Annotated in this window: 13 protein-coding genes; 8 read left to right on the forward strand and 5 right to left on the reverse strand. The window is 70.8% G+C overall.

The window, feature by feature from the left end; all coding sequences use genetic code 11:
* Position 1 precedes the first annotated feature (1 nt).
* Positions 2 to 1,834, reverse strand: a complete 1,833-nt coding sequence (locus ACLJQE_RS34345) for an ABC transporter substrate-binding protein (protein WP_410643699.1) — start codon at positions 1,832 to 1,834, stop codon at positions 2 to 4.
* 181 nt (positions 1,835 to 2,015) lie between these two features.
* Here ACLJQE_RS34345 and ACLJQE_RS34350 point away from each other — a divergent pair, with 181 nt between their 5' ends.
* From ACLJQE_RS34350 to ACLJQE_RS34360, 3 genes are all read left to right on the forward strand, one after another.
* Positions 2,016 to 2,843, forward strand: coding sequence for a M55 family metallopeptidase (locus ACLJQE_RS34350; protein ID WP_410643700.1), 828 nt, complete (start codon positions 2,016 to 2,018; stop codon positions 2,841 to 2,843).
* Positions 2,836 to 4,134 carry a M20/M25/M40 family metallo-hydrolase gene (locus ACLJQE_RS34355; RefSeq protein WP_410643701.1) on the forward strand — a complete coding sequence of 433 codons (1,299 nt, stop codon included), beginning with the start codon at positions 2,836 to 2,838 and terminating at the stop codon, positions 4,132 to 4,134. Before ACLJQE_RS34350 ends, ACLJQE_RS34355 begins: the two co-directional genes overlap by 8 nt.
* Positions 4,135 to 4,378: 244 nt before the next feature.
* A complete protein-coding gene (locus ACLJQE_RS34360; RefSeq protein WP_410643702.1) occupies positions 4,379 to 4,528 on the forward strand; it encodes a hypothetical protein in 150 nt (49 codons plus the stop codon).
* Here ACLJQE_RS34360 and ACLJQE_RS34365 read toward each other — a convergent pair.
* Together ACLJQE_RS34365 and ACLJQE_RS34370 are read right to left on the reverse strand one after the other, a co-directional pair.
* Positions 4,518 to 5,156 (reverse strand): class I SAM-dependent methyltransferase, encoded by a 639-nt coding sequence (locus tag ACLJQE_RS34365; RefSeq protein ID WP_410643703.1) that lies wholly within the window; start codon positions 5,154 to 5,156, stop codon positions 4,518 to 4,520. The genes ACLJQE_RS34360 and ACLJQE_RS34365 overlap by 11 nt on opposite strands.
* Positions 5,157 to 5,199: 43 nt before the next feature.
* Positions 5,200 to 6,831 (reverse strand): tannase/feruloyl esterase family alpha/beta hydrolase, encoded by a 1,632-nt coding sequence (locus ACLJQE_RS34370; RefSeq protein WP_410643704.1) that lies wholly within the window; start codon positions 6,829 to 6,831, stop codon positions 5,200 to 5,202.
* A 148-nt stretch (positions 6,832 to 6,979) separates the two neighbouring features.
* On the opposite strand from ACLJQE_RS34370, the gene ACLJQE_RS34375 reads away from it, so the two are divergent.
* Entirely contained in the window at positions 6,980 to 11,308 is a 4,329-nt protein-coding gene (locus ACLJQE_RS34375; protein WP_410643705.1) for a GH92 family glycosyl hydrolase, read from the forward strand.
* A gap of 122 nt (positions 11,309 to 11,430) precedes the next feature.
* Here ACLJQE_RS34375 and ACLJQE_RS34380 read toward each other — a convergent pair whose 3' ends face one another.
* Entirely contained in the window at positions 11,431 to 12,381 is a 951-nt protein-coding gene (locus ACLJQE_RS34380) for a helix-turn-helix transcriptional regulator (protein WP_410643706.1), read from the reverse strand.
* 93 nt (positions 12,382 to 12,474) lie between these two features.
* On the opposite strand from ACLJQE_RS34380, the gene ACLJQE_RS34385 reads away from it, so the two are divergent.
* The 3 genes from ACLJQE_RS34385 (at position 12,475) to ACLJQE_RS34395 (ending at position 18,153) form a co-directional block, all read left to right on the forward strand.
* A complete protein-coding gene (locus ACLJQE_RS34385; protein ID WP_410643749.1) occupies positions 12,475 to 12,870 on the forward strand; it encodes a RidA family protein in 396 nt (131 codons plus the stop codon).
* A 79-nt stretch (positions 12,871 to 12,949) separates the two neighbouring features.
* Positions 12,950 to 16,072 (forward strand): GH92 family glycosyl hydrolase, encoded by a 3,123-nt coding sequence (locus ACLJQE_RS34390; protein ID WP_410643707.1) that lies wholly within the window; start codon positions 12,950 to 12,952, stop codon positions 16,070 to 16,072.
* Positions 16,069 to 18,153 (forward strand): FUSC family protein, encoded by a 2,085-nt coding sequence (locus ACLJQE_RS34395; RefSeq protein ID WP_410643750.1) that lies wholly within the window; start codon positions 16,069 to 16,071, stop codon positions 18,151 to 18,153. The genes ACLJQE_RS34390 and ACLJQE_RS34395 overlap by 4 nt, the downstream gene beginning before the upstream one ends.
* Before the next feature lie 64 nt (positions 18,154 to 18,217).
* On the opposite strand, the gene ACLJQE_RS34400 is transcribed toward ACLJQE_RS34395, so the two are convergent.
* On the reverse strand, positions 18,218 to 18,847 hold the full coding sequence (locus tag ACLJQE_RS34400) for a DUF4360 domain-containing protein (RefSeq protein ID WP_410643708.1): 630 nt from the start codon (positions 18,845 to 18,847) through the stop codon (positions 18,218 to 18,220).
* A 442-nt stretch (positions 18,848 to 19,289) separates the two neighbouring features.
* Here ACLJQE_RS34400 and ACLJQE_RS34405 point away from each other — a divergent pair, with 442 nt between their 5' ends.
* Complete coding sequence (locus ACLJQE_RS34405) at positions 19,290 to 20,276, forward strand: malate dehydrogenase (RefSeq protein WP_410643709.1); 987 nt, start codon at positions 19,290 to 19,292, stop codon at positions 20,274 to 20,276.
* Positions 20,277 to 20,313 lie beyond the last annotated feature (37 nt).

Here is a 20,313-nt window from a genome sequence, read left to right on the forward strand (position 1 = left end):
CTTACTCGCGGTCCTCTGCCGTCTTGCCGCGGCGGCCGAGCACGATGCCGCCGCCGACGAGGACGACCACGACGACCGCGCCGATGACGATCCACAGCACGGTGTTGCCGCTCCCCGAATCGGCGGCGTTCGTGGTGCCGGCCGGGGTGGCGCCGTAGACGCCCCAGTAGCCGGTCTGCTCGAGGATGGCGCCCTTGGGCTGCGGCTGGGTGGTGAAGCCGGAGAACTTGTCGGAGCGGTAGGCCTCGAGCGCGTTCTGGTAGTCGAGCACGATGGTCGGGAACTGGCTGTAGAGCCGGGCCTGTGCCTGCTTGACGTACTCGGCGCGCTTGGCGTCGTCGGTTTCGGTGAGCTGCTTCTTGTAGAGCTCGTCGTACTGGGCGTCGCAGAAGAACGTGTCGGTGCTGCCGCCCTTGCCGTCCGGGCTGGGACGTGCGCCGCAGGTGTGCAGCGACAGCGCGTAGTCCGGGTCGGGGTTGGTGCCGTAGCCGCCGATGGCGAGGTCGTACTTGCCGGCCTGGGTGCGATCGGACAGTTCGTCGTCGGAGACGAGGTCCTGCTTGACGGTGATGCCGATGTCCTTGAGCCAGCCGGTGACGTACTGGGCGACGCCCTGGTCGTAGCTGCGGTTGGCGTGGCCGGTCAGGCGCAGCTCGAGCTTGGCGCCGCCGGGGGCGGTGCGGACGCCGTCCGGGCCCTTGGCGTAGCCGGCCTGGTCGAGGGTGGCGTTGGCGGCGGCGAGGTCGAACTTGACCTTTTCGCTGTCGCTGGGGTCCCAGTGGTAGTCGGCGTAGACGGGGGGCACGACGCCGCCGCCGACCTGGCCGAGGCCCTTGAGGACCTTGTCGACGATGGCCTGGGTGTCCACCGCCTGGGTGATGGCCTTGCGGACGTTGATGTCCTTGAGGACCGGGTTGCCGTCGCCGATCGGGTTGTTCGCGTTGTCGGTGACGCCGAAGTTGATCGACAGCTCGTCGTAGCGGCGGCCGGGGGCGGCGTTGGTGGTGATGCCCTGCTGCCCCTGCAGCGCGGCGAACTGGTTGGGGTTGAGCCGGTTGATGACGTCGACTTCGCCCTGCTTGAGCGCGTTGACCGCGGCTTCGGTGTCCTTGAACTGCAGCAGCTGCAGTTCGTCGATCTTGGGGGCGCCGCGCCAGTATTCCTTGTTGGCCTTGAGCTTGACGTACTCGTTCGGCTTGTACTCGGTGATCTGGAAGGGGCCGTCGGAGACGCCGACGATGGCGAGTTCGTCGGTCTTGGGGTTTTTGAGGTCCTTGACCGGTTCCCAGATGTGCTGCGGCACGATCGGCACGTCGAGCAGGTTCATGTTGACCTGCACGGCCTTGGTCTTGATGACGAGGGTGGTGTCGTCGGGTGCGGTGACCGTCTCGAAGTTGGCCACGTAGTTGCCGTTGGCGGTGCGGGCGTTCTCGTCGGTGAGCATGCGGTTGAAGGTGAACGCCGCGTCCTTGGCGGTCACCGGCTTCCCGTCGCTCCACTTGACGCCGCTGCGGATCTTGAAGGTCCAGGTGAGCTTGTCCAGCGACGGGGTCCACGACTCGGCGAGGGCGGGCGAGGCTTCGGCCTTTTCCGCGTTCGGGACGGTCAGGAACTCGAAGGCGAACCGGCCGATCTGCGTGGAGGCCGACAGCGCGGCGGTGAAGGGGTTGAGGTGGTCGATGCCGGTGGTGAGCGCGACCCGCAGCACCTTGCCCTGCTGGGCCTGGGCGGGAACGGCGAGCGGGATCGCCGCCAGTGTCGCGGCCGCGACGACCGCGCCCACCCGGGCGAACCGCCCGGTTCTGTGTTGGAACTGCACCGAAAACCACCCCATCGTTCGCTTGTGAGCCTCCCCAAGGACGAGAAGTAACCACATATCGGGACAACCGCGCAATATGTTGCCGCCTCGGCAGGTGCCCGATCGTTATCGATCCGCTGATCGTCACGCTGAGTGAGATCCGGCAATGGGGGCGTTCCGCGGCCGGGGGCCGGGGGCGCTGGCTAGAGTGCCCGGCATGCGCATCCTGATCTCGGCGGACATGGAGGGCGCCACCGGCGTCACCTGGACCGACGACGTCGTGCCCGGTTCGCCGCAGTGGGACCGCTTCCGGCGGCTGTTCACCGGCGACGTCAACGCCGTCCTGGCCGGGCTGTACGAGGCGGGCGCGAGCGATGTGCTGGTCAACGAGGCGCATTCGTCTCAGCGGAACCTGCTGCTGGAGGACCTGGACCCGCGGGCGCGGATGCTCACCGGGCGGCACAAGCCGCTGTCGATGATGCAGGGCATCGATTCCGGTGTGGACGGTGTGGTGTTCCTCGGTTACCACGCCGGCGCGGGCTTCGACGGGGTGCTTTCCCACACGTACCTGGAGAACCAGATCACCGGCGTCTGGCTGGACGACGTCCCGGCGAGCGAGGGGCGGCTGAACGCGGCCATGGCCGCGGAGTACGGCGTTCCTGTCCTGCTCGTTTCGGGTGACGACAAAACGTGTGACGACGCCCGTGATTACGCTCCGGAGGCGGAGCTGGTCCAGGTGAAGGAATGCGTGAGCCGGTACGCGGCCATCTGCCTGCCGCCCGCGCGCACGGCGGAGCTGCTGACCGGCGCGGCGGCCGAGGCAGTGGCGCGCGCCGGCCGTGAAGAGCGGCGGGTGGGGGCGCACCGGATCGAAGTGGAGTTCGACGCGAGCCACCTGGCGCAGGCGACGGCGGTGATCCCGACGGTCGAGCAGATCGGGACCCGGCGGGTCGGGTTCGACGCGCCCACCATGACCGAGGCGATGAAGGCGTTCAAGGTCGTCACGGCGATCGCGGCGGGGGCGGTGCAGGGTATCTATGGCTGACGTCGTCGAGCTGTGCGCGGACCTGATCCGGTTCGACACGACCAACCGCGGGAACAACGACGCTTCTCCTGAGCGACCCGCCGCGGAGTACGTGGCCGCGTTCCTGGACGGCCTCGGGATCCCGTCGCGGATCCTCGAAGCGGCGCCGGGGCGGGCCAGTGTGATCGCGCGCGTGCCGGGCACCGATCCGTCGTTGCCGGCGCTGCTGGTGCAGGGGCACCTGGACGTCGTTCCGGCGGACGCCGCGGACTGGTCGGTGCCGCCGTTCGCGGGCGAGGTGCGCGACGGGTACCTGTGGGGCCGCGGCGCGACCGACATGAAGGACTTCGTGGCGATGGTGCTCGCGGCGCTGGCCGGCGGGGCGCGGCCGCGGCGGGAGCTGGTGCTGGCGTTCGTCGCCGACGAGGAGGACCGCGGGGATTGGGGCGCGCACTGGCTGGTCGCCCGGCACCCGGAGCTGTTCGAAGGGTGCGTCGCGGCGATCAGCGAGTCGGGTGGCTACACCTACCACGTGCCCGCCGCCGACGGCCGTGACGTGCACCTGTACCCGGTCGGGACGGCCGAGCGCGGGACGGCGCACCTGCGGCTGACCGCCCGTGGCCGGGCCGGCCACGGGTCACGCCCGAACGACGAGAACGCCGTCACCCGGTTGGTGGGGGCACTGCACCGGATCGCCGCCCACCGGTGGCCGGTGTCGCTGACGCCGGCGGTGCGGGCGTACCTGGAGCGGACCGGCGCGGCGCTGGGCGTGCCGGTGGATCTGTCCTCTTCGGACGGGGTGGACGCGGCGGTGGCCGCACTCGGCCCGGCGGGCGCGCTGGTGGTGCCGACGGTGCGCAACAGCACGACACCGACGATGCTGGACGCGGGCTACAAGGTGAACGTGATCCCGTCGACGGCGACCGCGCAGGTCGACGTGCGGGTGCTGCCGGGCACCGAGGAGCCGCTGTTCGCCGCGCTGGACGAGCTGCTCGGCGAGGGCGTGACGCGCGAGTTCGTCGCGCACCAGCCGCCGGTCCAGGCGCCGGTGGACTCCCCGTGGTTCGACGCGATGGCCGCGGCGTTGCGGGCGGAGGACCCCGAGGCGGTGGTGGTGCCGTACTGCCTGGGCGGCGGGACGGACGCGAAGGCGTTCGCGCGGCTGGGCATCGACTGCTACGGGTTCGCGCCGCTGTGGCTGCCGGCGGGCTTCCCGTACCGGGCGATGGCGCACGGAGTGGACGAACGGGTGCCGGTCGAAGGCCTGCACTTCGGCACCCGCGTGCTGGCCCGGTTCCTCGAGAGCTGCTAGGTGTCGCGCGTCGCAGGTTGTTTGAGGTGCGGACGTTGCGCCCCAAGGTGGCCTTGGTTGCGTTGAACGCACCCAATGTGGCCTTCGGTGCGTTGAACGCACCGAAGGCCACATTGGGGCGTTTGAGCCGACCGCTGTCAACGACCTCGGACGCGCGACACCAGGGCACGACGACGAGCTTCCCGGTGGCGCGGTCGTCCTCCATTCCACGGCCGTGCGGGCGCCCACGAGGTCGAGGACCCAGATGGTGCCTACTGTCACCGGCGCGGGCGGTGGCGGGCCACCGTACACGGCCCGCGCGTGCGGCTGGGCGAACCCGAGCCACTTCATCGCCGCGTTCACCGCCGTCGTGGGTGTCACGCCCGGACGGCACCGGTCCGGTGTCAGCGGGTGAAGGTGGCCCAGTAGCGGGCCCCGTCGCGGATGGTCTCCAGGCTGACCAGCCGGACGCCGTGCTGGGCGACGGATTCGACGTCCGTACGGCTGAACGGCCACGGCGGGCCCTGCCAGTGCGTCATGTCCACGTTCTCCTCCGCGACCTCGCTCACGATCGCGGTGCCGCCCGGGGCGAGGAACGAGGCCAGTGACTGCACCGCGGCGGGCCGGAACTCGCGGGGCATGGCCTGGATGTTGATGATCTCCACGACCAGGTCGAACGCGTGGGCCCACTCCCCCGGCGGATTCAGCAGGTCCGCCACCACGTAGTCCACTTCGGACTCGGGGAACCGGGCGCGGGCGGCTTCGACCGCGGTCGGGGCGACGTCGAAGCCCGTCACGGCCCAGCCGTGGGCCGACAGCAGTTCGGCGTCGTCGCCCAGCGCGCAGCCCACCACCAGGGCCCGGCGGCCCTCGCCGGGGCGGACCCGGGCGGCCAGGTCGGCGTTCGGTTCGCCGCGGGTCCACGGGACCTCGGCCTCGCCACGGGCGGCGGCGGTGTAGAGCTGCTCGAACCACCCGGTCGGGTTGCCCTCGGCGAGGGAGGCGCGGGCGAGGATCCGGTCGGCGGGTTCCGGCGTCGTCATGATCGTGACCCTAGCGACGACGCCGGACCCGCGTGACCCGTTTTTACGGCGCGACCGGCCCCGGGATGGCGTACAGCTTCTCGCCGGCCCAGCGGACGACGTCCCGGACCGGCGAGGCCGGCGGTGCGGGCCGGAAGTTGGCGGCGTCGTCGACGCTGCCGGTGCCGTCGTAGACGGCCCGCTGCGGGTAGGCGAACACCGGCCGGGTGCGGGTGACGGTCCCGTCGGCGTCCCGGCCGGTCGCGGTCACCCGGGTGGGTGCGGTGCCGCGTTCGACCCAGGTGACCAGCTCGCGCAGCGGGTCGAACTCGGTGAGCGTCGTGCCGCCGCCGCAGTGGTAGAGCGACGGGACCATGAACAGCCGGGTCCAGTTCTGCGGGCGGCCGTGGGTGAGCCGCTGGTAGTAGTCGAGCGTGCCGGCGGGCGGGATGGCCTCGTCGTTCCAGCCGTGCCAGAGCAGCAGCTTCCCGCCGCGCCGCTGGAACGCCGACAGGTCGGGGTTCATGGCGTTGTAGCGGACGCCGACCGGGGTGAGCCGGTCGAATTCGGGTTTGGTGAAGGCGAAGGTGTCGACGGTCGAGGCCGGCGCGCCGATCGGGTAGCCGAGGTGGCGCAGGTAGTTGTCGGCGAGGTTGCGGGCGAAGGCGAAGCCGCCGGTCTCCGGAGTGGCGATGATCCACCCGGCCCAGGACAGCTCGGACCCGGGCAGCTGGCCACCGGGGTAGAGCAGCGTGCCGTGGGCGTCGGTGGGCGGTGCGTACAGCTTGCGGACGACGGCGGTCTGGGCCGGGGTGAGGCAGGACGGCGTCTCGGCGCCGGTGCAGGTGAGCGTCGCCGGGTCGAAGTGGCAGGCGCGCGGGTCGTCGAGCTGGCCGTCGGCGAGCCCGTCGAGGCGGTCGCAGGCGGCGAGGACGGCGTTGTGCAGGGCGGGCAGCTTGGCGGCGGTGAGGATCGGGCTGCCGTCGGCGGCGCTGTTGGCCCGGGCGAGCCACGTCTGGTAGACGCCGAGCAGCGGGCCCCAGTAGTGCGCGGGGGCGCCGGCGTCGATGCCGTCGAAGTCCGCGGGGTAGCGCTGGGCGAGCAGGAGGCCTTCACGGCCGCCGTCGGAGCAGCCGGTGAAGTAGGACTTGCGCGGCGGGGCGCCGTAGAAGGCCTGGATGATCGCCTTCGAGGCGCGGGAGACGACGTGGGGTGCGCGGAATTCGAAGTCGTCGCGGGCGGCCTGGTCGTTCGCGCCCCAGCTGCCGTCGTCGACGACGGCGGGGGTCTTGCCGACGTGGCCGTCGTCGGTGGCGGCGACCGCGAAGTCGCCGCCGTGGGGCAGGTCGCACCCGGGGAAGGCGGGCGGGTTGACCAGGCCGCAGAAGCCGCCGCAGCCGTACTGCAGGTAGCGCCCGGCGTAGGTCTTGGTGGGCAGGCGCAGCTCGAAGCGGACGGCGGGTTCGACGTAGCCCTGAACGCCGCAGTACTCGGGGTCGGTGGCGGTGGCCGCGACCACCTTCGCCGAGGTGACGTGGGTGGGCGCGCCCGGGAGGGCGAACCCACGGACCAAGTCGGCGCAGGTGGTGACCGGCCGAAGGGTGGAGCCGGTCGCGGCGGTGGCGGCCGGTGGGGCGAACGTGGTGGTGGCGAGCGTGAGGGTGGCTATGGCGGTGAAGATCCTGAACGGTCTCATCGGGCCCCCGTTTTCCTCGTTGTCTGATTTTGGCCAGGTTTGCCGGGCGGTCTTGACATCGATGTCACCCGCGCGTTTCCCTTCCTTGGCGCCGCCGGTCCCCGCCTGCGCGGCGCTGCTGAATCCGCCCTCCGAGCTTGGAGCAACGATGCCCCGAAGCGCCAGACCGCCGGTCGCTTTCCTGGTGACCGCCGCCGTGGTCGCCGCCGGCCTGGTCGCCCTCCCCGCGGCCTCGTCCGCCGCCGAAGAAGCCCTTCCCCCCGACTTTTCGTCCTCGTTCGAGTCCGGTGACGTCCAGCCGACGTGGACCGACACCGTCGACACCGACGCGGCGGGCAAGCCGCGCGCGTCCGGGATCAACGGCGCGAACGGCACGGCGATCCCGGGTGACATCCGCGGCAAGGTGACCGAGACCGGCGCCAGCAGCGAGAACAGCAGCGGCGGTGAGGTGGTCTCGAACCTCGTCGACGGCACGACGGACACGAAGTGGCTGTCGTGGGACCCGACGGCGTGGGCGCAGATCACCCTGTCGGAGCCGACGTCGATCACGCACTACGCGATCTCCTCGGCCAACGACTTCGACAACCGCGACCCGAAGGACTGGACGCTGCAGGGCTCGAACGACGCGAGCGCCTGGACCGACCTCGACAAGCAGAGCGACCAGGCGTTCACCGCCCGGTTCCAGCAGAAGGACTACCGGCTGGCCGGCCCGACGCTGGCGTTCAAGTACTTCCGGCTGGACGTCACCCGCAACAACGGCGGGCCGATCCTGCAGCTGTCGGAGCTGCTGCTGGCCAACGACGAGCCGGCCCCGCCGCCGCTGCCGAACATGCGCACCTTCACCGACTCCGGGCCGACCAGCGGGTACACGAACAAGAACCGCGTCGGCTTCACCGGGCTCAAGGCGTTCCGCTACTCCGGCAGCCAGACCGCCGAAGGCCACGGCTGGTCCTACAACAAGGTCTTCGACGTCGACATCCCGGTCGTGCCCTCGACCGAGCTGTCGTACAAGGTGCAGCCGCAGTTCATCACCGGCGACCTGAAGTACCAGAGCACCAACGTGGCGATCGACCTGGTCTTCACCGACGGCACCCGGCTGCGCGACCTGGGCGCGACCGACCAGTACGGGTTCCCGCTGACGCCGGAAGGCCAGGGCAGGAGCAAGGTCCTCTACACCAACCAGTGGAACCTGGTGCGCTCGGCGATCGGCACGGTCGCCAAGGGCAAGACGGTCGACCGGATCCTGGTCGGCTACGACAACCCGGACGGCCCCGGTTCGCTGCAGGGCTGGCTGGACGACGTGAAGATCTCGGCGACGCCGACCCCGCCGGCCAGCACCCGGCCGAGCGACAACGTGCTCACCACGCGCGGCACGATGGCCAACGGCACCTTCTCCCGCGGCAACAACTTCCCGGCCACGGCGGTGCCGCACGGGTTCAACTTCTGGACCCCGGTGACCGACGCGAACGCCGACAACGGCGACGTGCGGTGGATGTACAACTACCACAGCCAGAACAACGAGCAGAACCTGCCGGAGCTGCAGGCGTTCAGCGTCAGCCACGAGCCGAGCCCGTGGATGGGCGACCGGCAGACCTTCCAGGTGATGCCGTCCGCGGCCGCCGGGGTGCCGAACGCGAACCGCGACGCCCGGGCGCTGGCGTTCAAGCACGACAACGAGACCGCTCGCGCGCACTACTACGGTGTGCAGTTCGAGAACGGGATCAAGACCGAGATCGCCCCGACCGACCACGCGGCGGTGTTCCGGTTCTCCTTCCCGGGCAGCGACGCGAGCCTGATCTTCGACAACTACAAGAACCAGGGCGGGCTGACCCTCGACCCCGCGAGCGGCACGCTGTCGGGCTTCACCGACGTCAAGAGCGGCCTGTCGGCCGGCGCCGGGCGGATGTTCGTCTACGCCACCTTCGACAAGCCGGTCACCGCGGGTGCCAAGCTCACCGGGCAGGGGCACGACGACGTCGCCGGCTACCTGCGGTTCGCCGCCGGTGCCGACAAGACGGTGACCATGCGGATCGCGACGTCGCTGATCAGCGTGGACCAGGCGAAGAAGAACCTGGCGCAGGAGATCGCGCCGAACGCGACCTTCGACTCCGTCCGCGACGCCGCGCAGCGGCTCTGGGACGACCAGCTGAAGGTGATCGAGGTCGAGGGCGCGTCGAAGGACCAGCTCACGACGCTGTACTCCAACCTGTACCGGCTGTTCCTCTACCCGAACTCCGGGTTCGAGAACACCGGCACGGTCGAGAAGCCGGTCCACCGGTACGCGAGCTTCGTCTCGCCGAAAGCCGGGGCGGACACCCCGACGCAGACCGGGGCGAAGATCGTCGACGGCCAGACCTACGTCAACAACGGGTTCTGGGACACCTACCGCACCACGTGGCCGGCGTACTCGCTGCTCACGCCGGACATGGCCGGGAAGATGGTCGACGGGTTCGTGCAGCAGTACCGCGACGGCGGCTGGATCTCGCGGTGGTCCTCGCCGGGTTACGCGGACCTGATGACCGGCACCAGCTCGGACGTGGCGTTCGCCGACGCCTACCTCAAGGGCGTCCGCAACTTCGACGTCAAGGCGTCCTACGACGCGGCGCTGAAGAACGCGACGGTGACCCCGCCGAACAACGCCGTCGGCCGCAAGGGCCTGGACGAGGGCATCTTCCTCGGCTACTCGCCCAACACGGCCGACCACGGGTTCTCGTGGTCGATCGAGGGGTACGTCAACGACTACGGCATCGCGAACCTGTCGAAGAAGCTCTACGACGAAGCCCCGGCGAGCGATCCGCGCAAGCAGGAGTACCTGGCCAACCACGAGTACTTCACCAGCCGCGCCCAGCAGTACGTGAACCTGTTCGACCCGGGCGTCGGGTTCTTCCAGGGCCGGGATGCGGCGGGCAAGTTCAGCCGGTCGCCGCAGGACTACGACCCGCGGGTGTGGGGCATCGACTACACCGAGACCAACGGCTGGGGCATGGCGTTCTCCGTGCCGCAGGACGGGCAGGGCCTGGCGAACCTCTACGGCGGCAAGGCGGGCCTGGCGAAGAAGCTGGACGGTTTCTTCGCCGACCAGGAGACCGCGAACTTCCCGGGCTCCTACGGCGGGGTGATCCACGAGATGCGGGAGGCCCGCGACGTCCGGATGGGCCAGCTCGGCCACTCCAACCAGGCCTCGCACCACACGCTCTACATGTACGACTACGCGGGCCAGCCGGCCAAGACGCAGGAGAAGGTCCGCGAGGCGCTCTCGCGGCTCTACACCGGCAGCGAGATCGGCCAGGGCTACGCGGGTGACGAGGACAACGGCGAGCAGTCGGCGTGGTGGACCTTCAGCGCGCTGGGCTTCTACCCGCTGCAGATGGGCAGCCCGGACTACGCGATCGGGTCGCCGCTGTTCAAGAAGGCGACCATCCACCTGGCCGGTGGCAAGGACCTGGTGATCAACGCGCCGAAGAACAGCGCGAAGAACGTCTACGTCCAGGGCGTGAAGGTCAACGGCAAGGCGTACTCCTCGACGTCGCTGCCGCACGACCTGATCGCCCGCGGCGGGCGGATCGACTTCGACATGGGCCCGAACCCGTCGTCGTGGGGTACCGGCCCGAACGACGCGCCGAAGTCGATCACCACCGGGGACGCCGCCCCGGCACCGCTGCACGACGAGACCGGTCCGGGCAAGGGGACGCTGTCCACTTCGGACGGGTCGAACGCGGCCGCGCTGGTGGACAACACCTCGCGCACCCAGGCCGCGGTCACCGGCGCCGTGCAGTACCAGCTGAACTCGACCGACGAAGCCGTCACGCACTACACGCTGACGTCCCAGACCGGTGCGGGTGATCCGAAGAGCTGGGTGCTGAAGGGCTCCTACGACGGCAAGACGTGGGCGGTGGCCGACCGGCAGGAGAACCAGGCGTTCAGCTGGCGGCAGCAGACCCGCGCGTTCAAGGTGGCCAACCCGGCGCACTACGCCTATTACAAGCTCGAAGTGACCGCGACCAGCACCGGCGCCCCGGCGCAGCTGGCCGAGTTCGAGCTGCTGGGCAAGCCGGACGCGGCGTGCACCCGCACGGTGACGGGGGTCCAGTCCGGCCCGCTGTCGGTGACTTCGGGCACGGTGTGCCTGGAGAACGCGACGATCTCGGGCCCGGTCACGGTCGCTCCCGGCGCGTCGCTGATCGTCCGCGGTGGCTCGCTGAAGGGGCCGCTGGCCGCGACCGGCGCCGCTCAGGTGGTGCTCAACCGCACGAAGGCAGGCGGTCCGGTGGCGATCACCGGGGTGACCGGTCGGGTGTCGATCGAGCTGACCGACATCGCCGGCCCGGTCGCGCTGACGGGCAACCGCGGACCGGTGCTGACGTCGAGCACGGTCGGTGGCCCGCTGGCGTGCGCGGTGAACTCCCCGGCGCCGACGGACCACGACCTGCCGAACACGGTCCGGGGCCCGGTAGTCGGCCAATGCGCCAAGATGTAGGACTGCGGTAGTGCGATGAAGGCCATCCCGAGCGATCGGGGTGGCCTTCACCGCTTTCCGGGGGCCCGAGCTTTCACGTGAAAGCTCCGCCCCCTGGTGTTGAGCGGGTGGCTGCGCTTTGCTCAGGCGCCGTCCCGGTAGCGGCCGGCCATCGCCATCGCCCGGTCGTGCAAAGCCGTGCGCAGCGACTGCGGAGCGAGCGCTTCGGCGTCCGTGCCCAGCTGCCACAGCGCCCACTCCGCGTGCCAGGCGTCCTGGTAGGTGACCTCCAGCCGCAGCCGGCCGGACGCTTCGGGCTCCTCCGCGCGGACCGCCACCGCCGTGCTCAGCAGGTCCTCCCGGCGGGCCGGGTGGACCCGGACCCGGACCGTGAGGTGGCCGTCGGCCAGGAAGCCGGCGCAGCGTTGCCGCCAGATGCGGTCCAGGTCGACCTCGGCCGGCCGCTCGGCCGGTTCGGGCAGCTCCTCCGCGGCCAGGATCCGCGACAGCCGGTAGGTGCGGTCCGCACCCGCTCTGGTGGCCAGCAGGTAGCCGCGGTCGCGGACGGTGACCAGGCCGATCGGGTCCACCGTGCGCCACCGCGGCTGCCGGCCCGCGGCCGCGTAGTGCAGGCGCAGCCGGTGGCCGGCGAGGACCGCGCGGCGGACCTCGAGCATCGTCGGGTGGTCCACCTCGTCGAGCACCGGACGACGGGAAAGCAGGTCCGTCTCGGGCTCGACGAGGAAGCGCTCGGCGGTGGCCAGGTGGGTTTCGGGCAGCGCGTCGGCCACCTTGCGCATGGCCGAGGCCAGTGCCGGACCGAGGCCGAAGACCCGGCCCGGGCCCGAGGTCAGCAGCGCCAGCGCCTCGTCGTGGTTCAGCCCGGTCAGCTCGGTCCGGAAACCGGGCAGCAACGCGAACCCGCCGTGGCGGCCGCGTTCGGCGTAGACGGGGACGCCCGCGGCCGACAGCGCTTCGATGTCGCGCAGCACCGTGCGGGTGGACACCTCCAGCTCGCGGGCCAGCACGTCCGCGGTCAGCCGGCCGCGACGGCGCAGCAGCAGCACGAGGGAGACCAGCCGGTCGGCACGCACCCGGAAACCGTAGCGAATACACGACAGAGGATGTCGTGTATTGCCGGAAAGGTCGCCGGTGCAGCAAGCACAACGAACGGAGCTGATGTGGCACTGGAACGAACGGCGATCAACCCGGTGACGTGGTCGCTGGCGCTGGGCTTCAACCAGGGGGAGGTCGTCTCGGGGCAGACCCGCACCCTGTACTGCTCGGGCCAGACGTCGATGGATGCCGAGGGCAAGCCCCAGCACGAAGGGGACATCGCCGCCCAGCTCGCGTTGAGCCTGGACAACCTGGAGGCCGTGCTCGCCGAGGCCGGCATGTCCCTGGCGGACCTCGTCCGGCTCAACGTCTACACCACCGACGTCGACGGGTTGTTCCCGCACTACGGCGTGCTGGCGGCGCGGCTGGGTGCCGCCGGGGTGGCCCCGGCCACCACGATGCTCGGGGTGAGCAGGCTGGCGATCCCGGGCCAGCTGGTCGAGCTGGAGGGCACCGCCGTCGCCTAGGAAGGACGCTGCTGCCCGCACCGGTGCGGGCAGCAGCGTTCAACACGCTGCGCCGTTCGGCGGCGGTTACGGTGGGCGCATGTCCGACGCCGTGTTCTTCTCTTCCTTCGAAACCGGTGACCCGCAGCCGGCGGACCCCGGCCTGCACGTCGGCGGCGGCCCGGACCGCTCCCCCACGGCCAAGACCGGCGTCGGCTTCACCGGCACGCGCGCCCTGCGCTACACCGCCCGGCCCCGCGCCGTCCTGTTCGAACTCGACGCACCCGTGACCGGGCGCACCGAGCTGTCCTATGTGGTCTTCCCGGTGGCCGACGGCGAGATCCCCGCCTACCACGCCACCCGCGTCAGCCTCGACGTCGAGTTCGCCGACGGCACCTCCGCCGGGTTCGCCCCGGAGGACGACAAGACGCTGTGGGTGGACCAGTGGAACCTCGTGCGCCGCCCGCTGGGGGCGTTCGCCGGGCGCCGGATCAGCCGGATCGTGCTGCACACCGACGCGCCCGGAGAGATCACCGGCTGGCTCGACGACGTCCGCGTCGCCGAACGCCCCGAGCCGCCGCGCGACGCGATCGACTGCGTCCGCACGACCCGCGGCACGCACTCCAGCGGCGACTTCTCCCGCGGCAACAACTTCCCGGCCACGGCCGTGCCGCACGGGTTCAACTTCTGGACCCCGGTCACCGACGCCGGCGTGACCAACTGGCTCTACTCCTACCACCGCCACAACGACGCACAGAACCGGCCCGCGCTGCAGGCGTTCGCGCTGTCCCACCAACCCAGCCCGTGGATGGGCGACCGGCACACCTTCCACGTCATGCCCGGCACCGGCCCGGTCGAGCCCGACCGCCGCAAGCGGGCCCTGGCCTTCTCCCACGCCGACGAGACCGACTCACCGCACCACTACGGCGTCCGGTTCGCCAACGGGATGACCGCCGACCTCGCGCCCACGTCGCACGCGGCGATCATGCGGTTCACCTTCCCCGGCAAGCACGGCTGGCTGCTGTTCGACAACGTCGGCAACCGCGGCGGGCTCCGCCTGAACCCCGACACCGGCGTCGTCACCGGGCACACCTGGGTCCGCAGCCGGCTCTCGGCCGGGGCGCGCCGCATGTTCGTCTACGCCGTGACCGACGCCCCGGCGACCAACGGCGCCAAGGTGCGCCGCCGTCCGTGGCGGCGGGTGTCGGGGTACTTCGAGTTCGACGGCCCCGAGGTCACGCTGCGGATCGCGACGTCGCTGATCAGCCTCGCCCAGGCCAAGCGCAACCTGGAGCTGGAGATCCCGGCGGGGACGACGTTCGGGGAAGCGGCGGCCCAGGCCCGGCGGTTGTGGCAGGAGGAACTCGGCCGCGTCGAGGTCGATGGCGCCACCGACGACCAGCGGACCACGCTGTACTCCAACCTCTACCGGCTGTTCCTGTACCCGAACGTCGCCCACGAGAACACGCCGAACGGGATCCGCCACGCCAGCCCGGTCGTGCGCCGGTGGTGGCCGAGCACCCGCAGGCGGACCGGCGCGAAGGTCGTCGACGGCGAGCTGTACGTCAACAACGGCTTCTGGGACACCTACCGCACCACCTGGCCCGCCTACGCGCTGCTCACCCCGGAGCGCTGCGGCCGGATGATCGACGGGTTCGTCCAGCAGTACCGCGAAGGCGGCTGGATCTCCCGCTGGTCCTCACCCGGCTACGCCGACCTGATGACCGGCACCAGCTCCGACGTCGCCTTCGCCGACGCCTACCTCAAGGGTGTCCGCGACTTCGACGTCGAGGCCGCCTACGACGCCGGGCTGAAGAACGCCACCGTCACCCCGCCGCGCCGCGCGGTCGGCCGCAAGGGCCTCGAAGAGTCGATCTTCCTCCACTACACCCCCGTCTCGGTCCACGAAGGACTGTCCTGGGCGCTGGAAGGGTGCATCAACGACTTCGGCCTGGCCAACCTCTCCGGGGCACTTTCACGTGAAAGTGCCGGGCCGCGGGCCCGGATGTACGCCGACTACGCCGCCTACTTCCGCGAGCGCGCGAAGCACTACGTCCACCACTTCGACCCGGAGATCGGCTTCTTCCAGGGCCGCCACCGCGACGGCCGCCGCAAGTTCGCCCCCGAGGGCTACGACCCGGCCGCCTGGGGCGGCGACTTCGTCGAAACCAACGCCTGGAACACCGCCTTCACCGCACCCCACGACGGCCCCGGCCTCGCCGCCCTCCACGGCGGCACCGAAGGACTGGAAGCCAAGCTCGACACCTTCTTCGCCACTCCGGAGACCGGCCGGCGGCCCGGCGCGTACGGCGGCCTGATCCACGAGATGACCGAGGCCCGCGACGTCCGGATGGGCCAGTACGGGCACTCCAACCAGCCGTCCCACCACATCCCCTACGTCTACCACCACGCCGGTGCGCCCGCGAAGGCGCAAGCCGTCGTGCGGGAGGTGCTGCGCCGGCTCTACCTCGGCAGTGACATCGGCCAGGGCTACCCCGGCGACGAGGACAACGGCGAGATGTCCGCCTGGTACGTCTTCAGCGCCCTCGGCTTCTACCCGCTGGCCGTCGGCAGCCCGCGCTACGCCATCGGCTCGCCGCTGTTCGAAAAGGCGACCGTGCACCTGGGCGAAGGCAAGAAGCTGGTGGTCCACGCGCCCGGCAACACCGGCGAGACCGTCTACGTCCGCGGGCTCACGGTGAACGGCGAACCGCACGAGAGCACCTCGATCGCCCACGCCACCCTCGCCGGCGGCGCCGAACTGGTCTTCGACCTGACGACCGAACCCACCGGTTGGGGTGCCCCGCCACCACCCGCCGAGCACCCGGCCCCGGTCACCGACCTCACCGGCACCGCGACCAGCTCCGACGGCACCGGCGTCGACGCGCTGTTCGACGACACCACCCGCACCCAGGTCACCTTCCGCGGCGCCACCCCGGCCGTCGAGTTCACCGTCACCGGCGAACCCCGCGAAGTCACGATGTACACCCTGACCTCCGGCGCCCGCCGGGGCGACCCGAGCGCGTGGGTCCTGGAAGGCTCCGACGACGGTGCCGCCTGGACCACCCTCGACGAACGCGACGGCGAACTGTTCCGCTGGCGGCGGCAGACCCGCCCGTTCGTCCTCGGCACCCCGGCCGCGCACGCCCGCTACCGGCTGCGGATCACCGCCACCCGCAGCCGCCGCGCCACCCTCGCCCAATGGGAGCTCCTCGCCCGATGAACCGGTTCCGCACCGCCGCCGTCGACCGGCTCGTGGCGGCCGACCCCGGCCTGGTCCGGTTGCGCCTGGCCGGCTCCGCCGTGCTCGGCATCGTCCTCGCCGTCGCCGCCCTCCTGCCCGCGCACGTCCCGCTCACCGTCACCCTCGTCGGCGCCATCGCCGCGATGATGACGGCGTTCACCGTCAACGACCCCACCCCGGGCGGCCAGGCCGTCACGCTGGTACTGGCCTTCCTCACCGGCGCCGCGTCGATCACCGTCGCCAGCCTCGGCTCGGCCCTGCCGCCACTCGACAGCGTCGTGTTCGTCCTGCTCATCTTCGTCGCCGTCTACGCCCAGCGCTTCGGCCCCCGCGGCACCGCGCTCGGCTCGATCGCCTTCTTCCTGTTCTTCTTCCCGATGTTCCTGCAGGCCCACGTCAAGCAGGTCCCGCAGCTGCTGATGGCGCTCGGCGTCGGCGTCCTCGCCAACGCCGTCGTCCGGTTCGTGCTGTTGCGGCACAACGCCGAAGCGGAGTTCCTGCGCGTGCGCCGCGCCTTCCGCGCCCGCCTCGCCGCCGTCGTCCGCGCCACCGAGGCCCACCTGGCGGTCAACGGCAGCGAGCGCACCCGCAAGCAGCTGCGCTCGGCCATCAGCCGGCTTCACGAATGCGTGCTGCTCATCGAGGACGCCGCCCCCGACGTCGTCGACGCCCGCGCGGCCGACCGGCTGCGCCGCCGCGCCATCGAAGTCGAGCTCGCCGTCGGCTGGCTGGCCATCACCGTCCAGCGCACCTGCTCCGACGAACTCACCGCCGAAGTCCGCGACGACCTCATCGCCCGGCTCGCCCGCTTCCGCGCCCTCATGGAACGCGACCCCCGCGAACTGCCGCTGATCAGCGAAACCGGCGAGTACAGCCGCATGCTCGTCGAAGGCAGCCGCATCGACTCCCACGCCGCCCCCGGCGACGGCGTCCGCAAGGCACTGGCCGAACTGGCACTGGCCGACGACCGCGCCCAGCGCGCCGCCGCCCCCGAGACCACCCCGGACCCGCTCGCCGGGGACGACGCCGAACCGACGCCGACGTTCGCCTACGACAACCGGACCCGCAGCGCGATCCAGGCCGTCGTCGGCGGCGGGCTCGCCGTGCTCGGCGGCGGGCTCGTCTCCCACCAGCGCTGGTACTGGGCCGTGCTCACCGTCTTCGTCGTGTTCATCGGCGCCTCCAGCGCCGGCGCCACCTTCGTCAAGGGCGTCCGCCGCCTCGGCGGCACCCTGATCGGCATCGTCGGCGGCGTCCTGCTCGCATTGCTGGTCGGCGGTAACACGGCAGCCACCCTCGGCCTCATCCTCGTGTGCGTGTTCGGGATGGTCTACACCGCGCGGGTCTCCCAGGTGGTGATGGCGTTCTTCGTCACCAGCATGCTCGGCCTGCTCTACAGCCTGCTGGGCACCTTCAGCCTCGAAGTGCTCTGGATCCGCGTCGCCGAGACCGCGGTCGGCGCCGCCGCCGGCATCCTGGCCGCGGTCGTCATCGTCCCGGTCCGCACCCGCTCGGTCATGCTCGACGACATCGCCGCGGTGCTCGACGACCTCGAGGAGTTCCTCGGGCACGCCCGCGGCCTGCTCGCCGGCGAGGAGAACGTCAACATCATCGAGCTCTCCCGCGACCTCGACCGCAGCGTCGAACAGGTCCGCACCACCATCGAGCCGCTGACCCACCCGGTGAACCTCCGCAGCGCCCGCCGCGACTACGGCTGGCACGTGCTCACCACCCTGGAAACCATCGCCTTCCGCGCCCGCCACGTCGCCGCCCGCGCCCAGCCCGGCCAGCTCACCGGCGCCGGCGCCGACCGGCTCCGGCAGTTCACCGGCCGGCTACTGGCCAACATCGACGTCCTCCGCACCGCACTCGACGCCCCGGGTGGCCCCACACCCGGCACGCTCGTGCGCGACGACGGCACCCCCGTCTCCGACCGCGTGGAAGCGGCCGAAACCCGGGCCGTCCTCTCCAGCCTCAGCCACCTCGACGAAGCCCTCGTCGCCCTCGGTGGCATCTTCGGCGTCGAAGCCACCGATCCCCGGGCCGCGGCGAAGCCCTGACCGGCCGGGGCGGCGCGGCTGGCCACCGCGCCGCCCCTCTGGACCTCCGGTCACCCGGAGCCGATCACGGACAGGACAGCCACGCGAAGTGGTACACCGTGGTGATGCTGCCGTCGGTCGAGTCCATCGTGACGTAGCTGGTCGTCTTCTTCGGATCGGACGTGCCCGCCGCGACCCGCAATTCGGTGTTGATGTTCAGATTGCGTTCCTCGCCGCACGGCTTGAACACGATCGCCCCGACTTCCGTCCGGTCCGTGAAATGCCAATCGTCTTCGAACGGCCCGGTCAACGGGTGCTGCATGAAAGCCGTCGGCGAATTGCCCTGGAAATAGTAGTTCGCTCTTTCCAGGCCGGTCGCGCCGCGTTCCAGGTGCGCGAAACCGCGGTAGTCCGCCTGCGCGATTCCGTAGGTGAACCCCTGTGGCACGTGCACCCGCAGGCCGATCTGGCAGTTCTTCCGGGCATCCAGCGGGCCGGCACCGACCCCGACCAACGCCGTATAGGCGCTGTACGTCACGGTGAACGCCGTGTTGTCCTGCGAAACCGCGACCGCCGACGTGCCGAGCGGGCAGCCCGAGCCGATGGCGTTCACGACGTCGATGACGATTTTGTCAGGCGGCGGAGGAGTGTTCCACGAATGCGGGGCGACCACAGAGGACAGCGACATTACGGCAGCAACGACCGCAGACAGCATCGGAATCCTTCCCAATACATTCAAATTGGGGACGGGGGCCGGACCATGGTAGCGAAAGGATCATGGAAGCAAACCCCGCTGAACGGAGCAACGCTGCACACCTCGTCCCACCAAGCGACATTGCTCAGGTTTCGACAATTTTCGCAAAGCCCATTCCGATGGCCGTGAACAAAGGCCCGGAGAAAACGATTTCGCGCCCCCGCTCCCCCGGCGGCCACCCGCGATCACCCCCGTGACGTCCGGCTCGGGCGAGCAGCCCGCCCCGCCACGAGAAGTCCGCGACCCCCGCTGCCCAGCCGCCCGATCACCCACCTCACCCACCACGTCACCGACGGTTGAAAAGCGATCCTCGCAACAGTGACTGGACGCACCCGACCCGCGACGCCCAGGAGGGATAGGCTCCACAGCACTAGCCAAAGTCGTCTCAAGCTGGAGAACCGCAATGACCCAAGCCCCAGTCAACGTGACCGTCACCGGTGCCGCCGGCCAGATCGGCTACGCGCTGCTCTTCCGCATCGCGTCCGGTCAGCTCCTCGGCCAGGACGTCCCGGTGAAGCTGCGGCTCCTCGAGATCCCGCAGGCGGTCAAGGCGGCCGAGGGCACCGCGATGGAACTCGAAGACGGCGCGTTCGGACTCCTCGCCGGCACCGACATCTTCGACGACCCCAAGCAGGCCTTCGAAGGCACCAACATCGCCCTCCTCGTCGGCGCCCGCCCCCGCAGCAAGGGCATGGAGCGCGGCGACCTCCTCGAGGCCAACGGCGGCATCTTCAAACCGCAGGGCGAAGCCATCAACGCCGGCGCCGCCGACGACATCAAGGTCCTCGTCGTCGGCAACCCCGCCAACACCAACGCCCTCATCGCCCGCTCGCACGCCCCCGACGTGCCCGCCGAACGCTTCACCGCGATGACCCGCCTCGACCACAACCGCGCCCTCGCCCAGCTCGCCAAGAAGCTCGGCGTCCCGGTGACCGAGCTCAAGAAGGTCGCCATCTGGGGCAACCACTCCGCCACCCAGTACCCCTCGGTCCAGCACGCCGAATTCGGCGGCAAGTCCATCGCCGACGCCGTCGACCAGGCCTGGCTCGAGAACGACTTCATCCCCACCGTCGCCAAGCGCGGCGCGGCCATCATCGAAGCCCGCGGCCTCTCCTCCGCCGCCTCGGCCGCCTCCGCCGCCATCGACCACGTCCACACCTGGGTCAACGGCACCCCGGACGGCGACTGGACCTCCGCCGCCGTCGCCTCCGACGGCTCCTACGGCGTCCCCGAGGGCCTCATCTCGTCCTTCCCGGTCACCGCGAAGAACGGCAAGTACGAGATCGTCCAGGGCCTCGAGATCGACGACTTCTCCCGCACCCGCATCGACGCCTCCGTCGCGGAACTCGTCGAGGAACGCGACACCGTGCAGAAGCTCGGCCTCATCTGAGCCACCCCGGACGACAAGGGGGGCCGCCGTCACCACG

Origin of the sequence: Amycolatopsis sp. lyj-346 (genome assembly GCF_046548975.1) — a bacterium.
GTDB lineage: Bacteria > Actinomycetota > Actinomycetes > Mycobacteriales > Pseudonocardiaceae > Amycolatopsis.

Coding starts and splice junctions, on each gene's coding strand:
- ACLJQE_RS34345 (WP_410643699.1), bottom strand. CDS start 1,834: ATGGGGTGGTTTTCGGTGCAGTTCCAACACAGAACCGGGCGGTTCGCC.
- ACLJQE_RS34350 (WP_410643700.1), top strand. CDS start 2,016: ATGCGCATCCTGATCTCGGCGGACATGGAGGGCGCCACCGGCGTCACC.
- ACLJQE_RS34355 (WP_410643701.1), top strand. CDS start 2,836: ATGGCTGACGTCGTCGAGCTGTGCGCGGACCTGATCCGGTTCGACACG.
- ACLJQE_RS34360 (WP_410643702.1), top strand. CDS start 4,379: ATGGTGCCTACTGTCACCGGCGCGGGCGGTGGCGGGCCACCGTACACG.
- ACLJQE_RS34365 (WP_410643703.1), bottom strand. CDS start 5,156: ATGACGACGCCGGAACCCGCCGACCGGATCCTCGCCCGCGCCTCCCTC.
- ACLJQE_RS34370 (WP_410643704.1), bottom strand. CDS start 6,831: ATGAGACCGTTCAGGATCTTCACCGCCATAGCCACCCTCACGCTCGCC.
- ACLJQE_RS34375 (WP_410643705.1), top strand. CDS start 6,980: ATGCCCCGAAGCGCCAGACCGCCGGTCGCTTTCCTGGTGACCGCCGCC.
- ACLJQE_RS34390 (WP_410643707.1), top strand. CDS start 12,950: ATGTCCGACGCCGTGTTCTTCTCTTCCTTCGAAACCGGTGACCCGCAG.
- ACLJQE_RS34395 (WP_410643750.1), top strand. CDS start 16,069: ATGAACCGGTTCCGCACCGCCGCCGTCGACCGGCTCGTGGCGGCCGAC.
- ACLJQE_RS34400 (WP_410643708.1), bottom strand. CDS start 18,847: ATGCTGTCTGCGGTCGTTGCTGCCGTAATGTCGCTGTCCTCTGTGGTC.
- ACLJQE_RS34405 (WP_410643709.1), top strand. CDS start 19,290: ATGACCCAAGCCCCAGTCAACGTGACCGTCACCGGTGCCGCCGGCCAG.